At 71.0% G+C, this 272-nt stretch carries 1 pseudogene; it reads left to right on the top strand.

The window, feature by feature from the left end:
• Nucleotides 1-272, top strand: a pseudogene (locus ACFHWT_RS31590) (4-oxalocrotonate decarboxylase); the annotation flags it as partial.

Raw genomic sequence — 272 nt, 5'->3', positions numbered from 1 at the left:
GTCGGCGTCGATGAGCCGATCCTCGGCCAGCTCACCGACACCACGCAGGTGCCCGACGGCGGCAACGTCGACATCTGCGGGCTGATCCACCCCCGGGTCGAGCCGGAGATCGCCTTCCTCCTCGACCGGCCGCCGACACCCGGGACGCCGTTCACCGACGCGGTCCGCGCCGTCGCCCCCGCGCTGGAGGTCATCGACTCCCGGTACGCCAACTTCACCTTCTCGCTGCCCGACGTGATCGCCGACAACACCTCCGCCGCCCTGTACGTCGT

This window comes from Micromonospora sp. LOL_021 (assembly GCF_048060215.1).
Taxonomy (GTDB): domain Bacteria; phylum Actinomycetota; class Actinomycetes; order Mycobacteriales; family Micromonosporaceae; genus Micromonospora_E.
Note: the sequence above shows the minus strand (reverse complement) of the source record. Positions and strands in the feature narration are given on the sequence as shown.